Origin of the sequence: uncultured Idiomarina sp. (assembly GCF_964010655.1) — a bacterium.
GTDB lineage: Bacteria > Pseudomonadota > Gammaproteobacteria > Enterobacterales > Alteromonadaceae > Idiomarina > Idiomarina baltica.
The window spans coordinates 1-2,023 of sequence record NZ_CAXGLS010000096.1 but is presented as its reverse complement, the minus strand read 5'-3'; the positions used below and the strand labels follow the sequence as shown (position 1 = coordinate 2,023).

Annotated in this window: 3 protein-coding genes; all 3 read right to left on the bottom strand. The window is 46.7% G+C overall.

The window, feature by feature from the left end; all coding sequences use genetic code 11:
- Window positions 1–19: 19 nt before the first annotated feature.
- Window positions 20–235 (bottom strand): heavy metal-binding domain-containing protein, encoded by a 216-nt coding sequence (locus ABNS04_RS12455; protein WP_287206963.1) that lies wholly within the window; start codon window positions 233–235, stop codon window positions 20–22.
- A gap of 46 nt (window positions 236–281) precedes the next feature.
- Complete coding sequence (locus tag ABNS04_RS12450) at window positions 282–596, bottom strand: hypothetical protein (protein ID WP_287830972.1); 315 nt, start codon at window positions 594–596, stop codon at window positions 282–284.
- 57 nt (window positions 597–653) lie between these two features.
- The coding region (locus tag ABNS04_RS12445) for a M13 family metallopeptidase (RefSeq protein WP_348671612.1) at window positions 654–2,023 on the bottom strand (1,370 nt) is incomplete at its 5' end.

Sequence of the window (2,023 nt, the reverse complement as noted above, 5' to 3'; positions counted from 1 at the left end):
GAAATGCGGCATAAATATTCTACGAGATGACTGTGTTATAAATGGGGTATTTACAGTTCATATTCATATCCATGCTTTGGCTTTCCTTTAGCACCAAATCCATGCCACAAATAGGACACTTACCTGGTTCGTGTTGAGTGACTTCACTGTGCATTGGGCACACATAAACCGGCTCTTGTGCAGAGACAAACGGAGTTAATAGGATCAAAACGATCCATAAAATACGAGTATTCATGTTTCCACCTAATTAAAAAAACCAACGCTATTTTATTTAAAGTTGGTTAAGCCTTAGGTGGGCGCAGAATACCTTCGGAGGCATCAAGTAACTGGGCGATGGGTGTTGCAAAAACACCTTGGTAAGCGGTTACTTGAATATTGGAAGAGATAGAAAGAAGTCCCGCATGCGCGAAACAATGCTGTGTGCAATTATCGCAGGCGTGCGTGTCCTGCTCACAGTCGGATGAAGATGCGTGACGCTCAGCGCTAGGCTGAGCGTCACCGGAGTCGCAGCACTCATGATGCGTCATCGTTGTTGTCATCGGCATGGCTTGAGCGTGAGTAGCGGGTAATACCCCACTCACGATTGTCAGAGCCATACATAGCAACAATACGATAGTTCTCATAAATGTATACGACTACCTATCCTCAAGTTATTACCAAATGGTAACACGGTTCTCTGGTGCTACGTAAAGCTCATCACCAGGCTTCACGTCAAAGGCTTCATAAAACGCAGGTACGTTGACCACCGTTCCGTTTACACGGTATTCGGCTGGCGAATGCGGATCGCTCAACACTTGTTGACGAATCGCATCTTCACGATACTTACCACGCCATACTTGTGCCCAGCCGATGAATACACGCTGAGGACCTGTAAAGCCATCCATCACAGGCGCTTGTTCGCCGTCGAGCGATTTCATGTAAGCTTTATATGCGATAGTTAATCCTGCAAGGTCACCAATGTTTTCACCCAGCGTCAGATCACCGTTGATGTTCACACCTTCGATAGGCTCATAAGCGCTGTACTGCGCTGACAATGCTTTACCCCGTTTATCAAAGGCTTCACGGTCGGCATCAGTCCACCAGCTGTTCAAGTTACCTTCACCATCATATTTAGAACCTTGGTCATCAAAACCATGGCCCATTTCGTGGCCGATAACGGCACCGATGCCGCCATAGTTAACAGCCATCTCAGCATTCATATCAAAGAATGGAGGCTGCAAGATACCAGCTGGGAAAACGATCTCGTTACGCACCGGGCTGTAATATGCGTTAACCGTTTGTGGTGTCATGCCCCAGTCTTCTTCATCGACTGGACCGCCGATTTTCTCGATTTCTTCGTTGTAATTGAACTCAGCGTACGCTTTGTAGTTACCAACGAGGTCCGTTGAAGAAATATCTAAATCTGAGTAATCACGCCATTCGTTTGGATAGCCTACTTTTGGATCGAACTTGGCGAGCTTTTCCAACGCTTTTTCTTTAGTTTCGTCGGTCATCCAGTCTAAGTCTTGAATGGAATCTGCGTACGCAGCACGCAAGTTTTCAATCAAGCCTTCCATCTTCTCTTTAGCTTCGGGCGGGAAGTATTCTTTGACGTATACCTGCCCTAACACTTCGCCTAGTACGCTGTTGGTCGCATCCACGCCACGCTTCCAACGCGGCTCTTGCTCAGGAATGCCACGTAACGTAGTACCATAGAATGCAAAACGGCGATCGGAGAAGTCTTCACTTAAGATTGAAGCGGCATCGTTGATCACTTTAAACGATAAATAGTCCTTCCACGTCTGCAGGTCGACATCCGTGAACATCTCACCGAGTTTCTCGAAATACGATGGTTGACTGACAATCATGTTGTCGACATCGTTTAAGTCAGCGGCTTTCAAATAACGCGCAAAGTCAAAGCTACCAAGCAATTCATCGACTTCGCTTGCCGTCATTTTGTTGTAAGTTTTGTCAGCGTTACGGCTTTCAACACGCGTCCACTGTGCTTCGGCTAATTTTGTTTCCAGCTCTAGCACACGTTCAG

Coding starts and splice junctions, on each gene's coding strand:
- ABNS04_RS12455 (WP_287206963.1), bottom strand. CDS start 235: ATGAATACTCGTATTTTATGGATCGTTTTGATCCTATTAACTCCGTTT.
- ABNS04_RS12450 (WP_287830972.1), bottom strand. CDS start 596: ATGGCTCTGACAATCGTGAGTGGGGTATTACCCGCTACTCACGCTCAA.